Origin of the sequence: Pseudomonas cyclaminis, from assembly GCF_015163715.1 — a bacterium.
Classification (GTDB): Bacteria; Pseudomonadota; Gammaproteobacteria; order Pseudomonadales; family Pseudomonadaceae; genus Aquipseudomonas; species Aquipseudomonas cyclaminis.
Genome location: NZ_JADDUM010000308.1, coordinates 1 through 7697 on the forward strand (window position 1 = coordinate 1; position 7697 = coordinate 7697).

The 7697-nt window shown below is 63.3% G+C and carries 4 protein-coding genes and 2 pseudogenes; all 6 read right to left on the minus strand.

Annotated features, from left to right (window positions below; genetic code table 11):
* Positions 1-184: 184 nt before the first annotated feature.
* The 6 genes and pseudogenes from IQK56_RS29055 to IQK56_RS29080 all read right to left on the minus strand — a co-directional run bounded on the left by IQK56_RS29055 (position 185) and on the right by IQK56_RS29080 (position 7296).
* Positions 185-607 carry a RidA family protein gene (locus tag IQK56_RS29055; protein ID WP_122306462.1) on the minus strand — a complete coding sequence of 141 codons (423 nt, stop codon included), beginning with the start codon at positions 605-607 and terminating at the stop codon, positions 185-187.
* Positions 608-618: 11 nt separating this feature from the next.
* Positions 619-2201 (minus strand): annotated as a pseudogene (locus tag IQK56_RS29060) (flavin monoamine oxidase family protein).
* A 12-nt stretch (positions 2202-2213) separates the two neighbouring features.
* Entirely contained in the window at positions 2214-3137 is a 924-nt protein-coding gene (locus IQK56_RS29065; protein WP_122306460.1) for an ABC transporter substrate-binding protein, read from the minus strand.
* Between the two features lie 18 nt (positions 3138-3155).
* The gene (locus IQK56_RS29070) at positions 3156-3929 is read right to left on the minus strand and encodes an amino acid ABC transporter ATP-binding protein (RefSeq protein ID WP_193901924.1); all 774 of its coding nucleotides are present in this window, start codon (positions 3927-3929) and stop codon (positions 3156-3158) included.
* Positions 3922-4887: an amino acid ABC transporter permease gene (locus IQK56_RS29075; RefSeq protein ID WP_193901925.1), complete on the minus strand. Its 966-nt coding sequence runs from the start codon at positions 4885-4887 to the stop codon at positions 3922-3924. The genes IQK56_RS29070 and IQK56_RS29075 overlap by 8 nt, the downstream gene beginning before the upstream one ends.
* Before the next feature lie 16 nt (positions 4888-4903).
* Positions 4904-7296, minus strand: a pseudogene (locus IQK56_RS29080) (TonB-dependent receptor plug domain-containing protein).
* Positions 7297-7697: the final 401 nt, after the last annotated feature.

Consider the following 7697-nt stretch of genomic DNA (forward strand, 5'->3'; position numbering starts at 1 on the left):
TGACCTTATTGGGGCTGCTGCGCAGCCCAGCGCGGGACAAGCCCGCTCACCACAACAGCCCATTTGCCATAGATTCAGCATCCATCGGAAGTTGTGTAGATACCTATGCCCCGATAGCGGTGGTTCATTCACCTTCTGCATCACCTGACACACCGTTATCGGGGGCAAGCCCCTCCCACACTTGTCAGGCTGTACGCGCCGCGATGGCTTCGACTTCAACCAGCGCACCGGGCAAGGGCAACGCGACGACTTGCAACGCCGTACGCGCCGGTTTGTTCGGCTGCTCCGGCGTGCCGAAGAACTGCGTATACCCACGCTGCAAGCCGGCAAAATCCAGCTTGCCGTCGGTCTCTTCGGCGCCGACCAGAAACACCCGCAACTGCACGATGTCGCCCAGGTCCAGGTCTTGCTGGCGCAGGATCTGGCGCAGCTTGTTGAACACCGAAACCGTCTGCACTTCGGTGTTGCCAAACACCCCTGGAACCGTTGGATCAGCCAGGTCAGGCAAGGTCCCGCTGACGAAAACCAGGCTGGCGGACGCCGGTACGGTGACGGTCTGGGAGATCGGGAAATCGCCGACGCTGGTGCGTTGAATACTGTCGCTCATGGTGTGTCTCCTTAAGAGGCGGCGAGTGCCGCGACCTGTCGTTGTTGGGTAACGCGTTCGGCCAGTTGCGCGATCACATGCCGCGCCGAGTTGGCCGCCGATTCCTGCCAGATGCCCACCCCGCTTTGCACCAGGCCGTCGCCGGCGAAGTACACGCGGCCGTGGCCGGCTTCGAGCAGGCTGCTGGCGTCGGCCGGGAAGTGTTCGCGCTGCAGCCACGGGCCCTCGCTGTAGGGGATCTGTTCCCAGGTCACCGCCAGCGGGTGGCGCAAATGTTTGGAGAAGCCAGGGTGCAGCAGCTCCACGGCTTCCTTGGACGTGGCGTACTGCTCGGCGAAGGGTTTTGCACCAAATACATCGGCGCCCTCGCCGGTCACGTAGCCCGCCACCAGCAGGCCCTCGCGGGTGTTGAGGTCGTTGCTCGGGTACCACAGCAGGCGCGCCGGATGCTCGATCCACGACAGGCCGCCGTAGGTGCGGTAGTCGGTTTCCCAGAAGCGCGGGGATTGCCACGCCACTTTGGTCGCCTGATCGCTGCGGGTGCTGAGCAGTGCGGTCTTGATCGGGTCACTGAAGTCGGTGTCGAGTTTGGCCAGCAGCGGCAACGGCAGGGTCGAGATCAGATAATCGGCGCGCACCACCTGTTCGCGGCCGCTGTGTAGGTCGTGATAGGTCACCGCGACGCGTCTTCCAATTGACGGATCTGGCGGACCACGGCACCTAGCTGCACATGGTCACGCACGCGCTGGTAGAAGGCGTCGGTGATGCGGTCCATGCCGCCGACCGGTTGGAACATGGTCGCCGAAAACTCCGGAAACTCGGTGTGCAGCAACGCGCCCCACAGCTCCGGGTGCAGCAGTTGATCCAGCGACAACGGGCTGCGACTGGCGGGCAACGCGCCCGGATGTGCGGGAGACTCCAGGTGCCCCGAACGGATCGTGCCCTCGAAGGCCAGTTCCTGGGACAAGTCGCCATACACCTGCAAAAACGCCAGCAACCGCGTACGTTCCTCAGGACTCAGCACATCATCGAGGGCATCACGCTGCACGGCCTTGGCCAGCAACCCGGACAAGTGCCCGCGCGCATCGTTGATCGCCTGGCCGACGCTGAACGCCGGCTGTTGCACATCGGGCCGCACTTGCGCGCCATGGCTGCTGTTGACCAGCACTTCCAGGGGCACGCCCAGTTCGCTGCAATAGTCGAGGATCGTGCGGTGCTGGCTGGGGATGCGAGCAGGGCCGGCGTTGAAGTAATGCCCTTGATCGAACGTCGCCGTTTGCGTGCGACCCTCCTTGTAGTCCACGCGGTCGCCATGGCGGATGGTCCAGGTGCGCCCGCCGACCCGCTCGCGGGCCTCCAGCACCTGCACGTCGAACCCGGCGCGGCTCAGCTCCAGGGCGCTGACCAGCCCGGCAATCCCGGCGCCCAGCACCAGCACGCGAGTGCCCTGCCCCAGGCCTTCCTTCAACTTCAACGGTTGCGGGCGGCGGTGCGACGACGGCCCCAGGCCCAATACCGCCAGTGCATCCTTGACGGCTTTTTCGCCGCCTACTGCCGCAATGCTCGACAGCGCTTCACGTCGTGTCAGTCCCATGTCGATTGCTCCTTAATCCGGCAGGCCCGGTGGGTTGATCAGCGACTTGTCGACGCGCTCCACGTCCAGCCCCCAGCGTTGCAGCACCTGTTCGTATTGGCCGCCGGCAATCGCGCCTTCCAGGGCAGTGTGGATCGGCTTGACCAGGCCGTTGTCCTTGCGCGTGGTCACGGCAATATCCGCCTGCAATGGCCAGCCACCGTTCACCGTGCCGACGCGCTTGATGCCACCGGTGATTGCCGCCGAATAGGCATACACCGAGTTGGGCCCGAACAGCGCGTCGCTGCGTCCGGACTGCACCGCCAATTGCGCGGCAGCCTGGTCGTCGAAGTACTGCAACAGCGCGGGCTTGAGGCCGGCCTTTTCGTTGGCCTCGTTCCAGGCCAGCAGGACTTTTTCCTGGTTGGTGCCGGAGCCGACGATGATCTTCAGCCCGGCGATATCCGTGGCCTGTTTGATCTCGGTGATCTTGCTGGCGGTCTTGACGTAGAAACCGAGCACATCCTGGCGATAGGTGGCGAAGTCAAAGCGCTTCTTGCGCGCTTCGGTCACGGTGACGTTGCTGATCACTGCGTCGTACTTGCCCGAGCTGACGCCCAGCGGCCAATCCTCCCAACTGGTCTGCACCACGTTGAGCTGCAGGCCCAGGCTATCGGCGACAAGCTGCGCGGTGTCCGCCTCACTGCCAATGGTGGTCTTGTCGTCGCTGGCCAGCAGCGCCAGGGGCGGCCCGGCCACGCCGGACACGGCCACGGTGAACTTGCCCGGCTGGGCGAACTTGAAGCCCGGCGGGATCTGCGCGATGGCCGCCTCGTTGCGCGGAACATGGATGCGCACGCGGTCGGGGCTGAGGTCGACCTGTTGCACGGCAAATGCGCTTTGCGCGGTGCTGACGGCAAGCGCCAACAAGGCCACGCGGGCAGTGGTGATAAACATGGGCAGTCACTCCTTGAACTAAAGCACCTTGCCGAGAAAGGCCTGGGTGCGGGGATGTCGGGGTTGGCGGAAGATCTGTTCGGGCGGGCCCTCTTCGATCAGTTGGCCGTCGCAGAGAAACACCACGTGGTCGGCCACTTCGCGGGCAAAGCCGATCTCGTGGGTGACGATCACCAGGGTCACGCCCAGTTGGGTCAAGCCCTTGATCACGTCGAGGACTTCGCCGACCAGTTCCGGATCGAGGGCCGACGTGGGCTCGTCGAACAACAGCACCTTCGGGTCCAGCGCCAGGGCGCGGGCGATGGCGACGCGCTGTTGCTGGCCGCCGGAGAGCTGGCGCGGATAGGCGTCGACCTTGTCCCCCAGGCCGACCTTGGCCAATAGCTCGGCGGCCTTGGCCTGCGCCTCGGCCTTGCTCCAGCGTTTGTGGGCCAAAGGCGCTTCGGCAACGTTTTCCCAGGCGGTAAGGTGCGGGAACAGGTTGAAGTTCTGGAACACGAAACCCACGTCGATGCGACGCTTGAGAATCTCGCGTTCCTTGAGCTCGTACAGCAGGTCACCCTTGCGCCGATAGCCGACGTATTCACCGTCGATGGTGATGTGGCCGCTGTCGATTTTCTCCAGGTGGTTGATGGTGCGCAGCAAGGTGGACTTGCCCGAGCCGGACGGCCCGAGAATCACCGTGACCTTGCCCGGATCGATGGTCAGGTCGATGTCCTTGAGCACCTCCTGGCTGCCAAAGCGCTTGCCCACGCCCTGGATCTGGATACGTCCTGCGCGCGCTTCACTCATGGGATTTCTCCTTGAGCCAGCCGCGCAGGCGCTGCAACGGCGTGGGCGGCAGTACCCGTGCCGTGCCCCGTGCGAAATGCCGCTCGACGTAATACTGGGCGCTGGTGAGCACGGTGGTGATGATCAGGTACCACACGGTAGCCACGATCAGCAGCGGGATCACCGCCTGGGTGCGGTTGTAGATGACCTGCACGGTGTAGAACAGCTCCGGCAACGCCAGCACGTAGACGATGGACGTGCCCTTGACCAGGCCGATGATTTCGTTGAAGCCCGAGGGCAGGATCGAGCGCAGCGCCTGGGGCAGGATGATCCGGAAGATACGGCGTGATGCCGGCAAGCCCAAGGCTGCCGCTGCTTCATGCTGGCCGGCGTCGACCCCGATCAGGCCGCCGCGAATGATCTCCGCCGCGTAGGCCGCCTGCATCAGGCTCAAACCGAGCACCGCCGTGGTGAACTGGCTGAGCACGTCCACCGTCGACCACTCGGCAAACACCACGCCCGTGAACGGCACGCCGAGCACAATGTGGTCATACAGGTAGGCAAAGTTGTACAGGATGATCAGCACCAACAAAGCCGGCATCGAACGGAAAAACCAGATGTAGCCCCAGGCCAGGGCGGCCAGCAGCGGCGAGCCCGACAGCCGCGCCAGGGCCAGCGCCGTGCCGAGGATCACGCTGAACACCGTGCTCAGCAGCGTCAGCAACAACGTCTGCCCCAAGCCACGCAGCACCGACGGCGAGAAGAACCACTGGGCGAACACGCCCCACTCCCAACGCGGGTTGGTGGCCAGGGAATGCGCAATGGCGAGCAGCACCAGCGCAGCAAAGATCGACCCGGCCCAACGCCACGGATGCCGGGCCGGCACCACTTGCAGGGCTTTGATCGGTGTGGAGACACGGACCTGGCGAACCACGCGGGGTGGGTCAATCAGGTCATAAGGTTTGGCGACGATAGGCATGGTGTATTCCTCGGCCTCAGAAGGCATAGGTCAAGCGGGTGTAGTAGTACCCGCCGGTGAATCCGTAGGGCGAATAGGTGCCGTAACTGCTGACCATGGTGCTGCTGGGCACGCCCTGTTTCTTGGGGTAGACGTCGAACAGGTTCTTGGCGCCGATGGCCACGTTGAGGTCTTTGGTGAGGTTGTAGCCAAGGTCGAGATCGGTGATCCATTTGGCCGCATAGACCCGGTCGAGGCTGCGGTCGGCAGAGACGTTGACCTCTTTGTAGGAGCCGTAGCGGGTCAAGGCCAGGTTGAGGTTGAAGCGGTCGATGCTCCAGTCACCGCCCAGAATCAGCTTGGTGCTGGGCTGCACGCCGGTGATCAGGTTGCGTGCCTGGCGATCCATCAGGTCGTAGGAGGTGCCCAGGATCGTGGTGGACTCCTTGTAGTTGAGGATTTTGGTCTGGTTCCAGTTGAACGCTGCGGTCCACTTCAGCGCGCCGTATTGGCCCAGGTCCTGGCTGTAGTTACCGACCAGATCGAGGCCTTTGGTGCGCGTGTCGGCGCCGTTGATAAAGTACTGGCCGCCGGAGGTGGAGGTGATGCCGTTGCCTTGCAGCACCTGGGTAATTTCCGGGCCGAGCAAGGTGCCGGTCAGGGTGATGCGGTCACGCAGGTTGATCACGTAGGCGTCGGCGGTGAAGCTCAGGCGGTCGGTGGGCGTGAGGGTAAAACCGAGGCTGAAGTTGGTCGAGCGCTCGGGCTTCAGATCCTGGGCGCCCAGGGCCTGGGCCGCCGCCGAACCGGTGGGCAGCACGCCGTAGTTGATCGACTGATACACCCCGTCCACCACGCCATAGGTCGTGGAACGCGCACTGAACAGGCTGTTGGCCAGGGACGGCGCACGGAAGCCATTGCTGACGGTGGCGCGCACGGCGAATTGCGGTGTGAAATCGTAGCGGGTGGTCAACTTGCCGCTGCGGGTGGCGCCGACGCCCTGGTTGTAATGCTCGTAGCGAAACGCGGTGCCCACGTACCAGTCCGGCACCGGGTTGAAGCCCACATCGACGTAGCTGGCCAGGCTGTTGCGCGAGGCGCTGCTTTCTTCATCCGGTGAAATGCCGTTGGTGACCTGGGCACCGCTTGACGCGCAATTGCCCGGCGCCACGCAGTAGCCGCCGTTGGCGTAGGACTCGTAGTCACCGGCCTGCACTTCATAGGTATCGCGCCGATGCTCGAAGCCATAGCTCACATCCAGCGGCTTTTGCAGGCCGATATCGAAGCCGCGCTTGAAGTCGAGGTTGGTGGTCAGCTCGGTGCTGATCCAGGTGCCGGAGGTAAAGCTGTTCGGCGTGGCCTCGCCCAAGGACGGGTTCTGGTTATGGGTGGTGCCCTGCTCCGCTTCGTTGCGCCCGTAGGTGGTGGACAAATCCCAGTCCCACTCGCCGACGGTGCCTTTGCCGCCGAACGCGGCCTGGAAGTCGTCCTCGTCGATGTACCAGGTCGGCGTGTAGCCGCCGGGGTAGCCATTGGGCCCGGTGGTGATGGTGTTGGTGATGGTCGGCAGGCGGAAATTCTGCCCCTGCTCGGCCTTGCGCCGGGAATAGGTGGTGAAGGAATACAGGCTGAAATCGTCGTCGATCGGCAGCTCGGCGTTGTAGCCCAGGGTCAGCAGGTTGGTCTTCGGCGTGCCGTAGCCGCCATAGGTGGAACGCCCCGCCTGCTCATAGGCCTGGGCGTAGGTGTAGCCGTTGGCGCTGGCCTTGTTGTCATCGTTCTGGCTGCGGGCATCCAGTGCCAGTTGCACGATGCCGCCGTTGCCGATTTCAAACCCCTTATTGAGGCTTTGTTGCACGGTCTGCTTTTTGCCGTCGTAGCCAAGGCCCGCATTGGTCACCGAGGTGCCGCTGGTATCGGCCTTGAGGATCACGTTGATCACCCCGGCAATGGCGTCGGAACCGTACTGCGCGGCGGCGCCGTCGCGCAGCACTTCCACATGGTCGATGGCGCTGATGGGGATCAGGTCCAGGTCGGCCGGCGCGGCGCCGGTGTTGATGCCGTTGATGTTCAACGTGGCCGCTGTGTGGCGACGTTTGCCATTGACCAGCACCAGCACTTCGGCGGCACTCATGCCGCGCAGGTTGGGGGCACGGGCAATGCCGCTGGCGTCCCAACCGGTTTTTCCGGCAGGGTGAGCGATGGGATCACCGCGCTCAACGCCTCCATCAAACCGGGCTTGCCGGTGCTTTGCAGTTGTTTGGCGCTGACCACATCAATCGGCACCGGGCTGCTGGTGACCGTGCGTTGCTCGGCGCCTCGGTTGCCGGTGACCACCACGGTGGACAGGGTGCTGTCGTCCTGGGCGTGGGCAGTGTTGGCCAGGAGGGCCAGTGCCAGGAGGGTGGTGGGTTTTAGCGTTTGCTTCATGGGCGTGCCTGTCTTTCCAAATCGCGAAGTCGGGCAGTCACGCGGCGGGGCGCGGTGCTCGGTTTTTTGGGCGTGTCGCGGCGATTTGGGCTTAGGGCGAGTGCGGGGGTTGAATTGGCAACATACGTTGAACTCCCTTCCAACGATTCTGCTGCGGGGGATGATCACCCGGTTATGGCGCGCAGAATCTTGATTACGCTGGGTACCATCCGAGGTCAGGGGTAGGCTGTTGCGATCAAACATAACGGAATGGGTTTGGGAAATATAATGCTGTTTTGGTATAAGCTAATATTCTCTAATTTTATTATTTTGTTGTCTGTTTATTCATATGTGTGATGTTTTTTGGTGGGGTGAATATCTGGCATTTGGGTAACGGCGGCTTATGGTTCCGCCCTTACGGC

What these genes read in the sequence shown, in the direction of transcription:
- IQK56_RS29075 (WP_193901925.1), bottom strand. Translation starts at nt 4,887, where the DNA reads ATGCCTATCGTCGCCAAACCTTATGACCTGATTGACCCACCCCGCGTG.
- IQK56_RS29065 (WP_122306460.1), bottom strand. Translation starts at nt 3,137, where the DNA reads ATGTTTATCACCACTGCCCGCGTGGCCTTGTTGGCGCTTGCCGTCAGC.
- IQK56_RS29055 (WP_122306462.1), bottom strand. Translation starts at nt 607, where the DNA reads ATGAGCGACAGTATTCAACGCACCAGCGTCGGCGATTTCCCGATCTCC.
- IQK56_RS29070 (WP_193901924.1), bottom strand. Translation starts at nt 3,929, where the DNA reads ATGAGTGAAGCGCGCGCAGGACGTATCCAGATCCAGGGCGTGGGCAAG.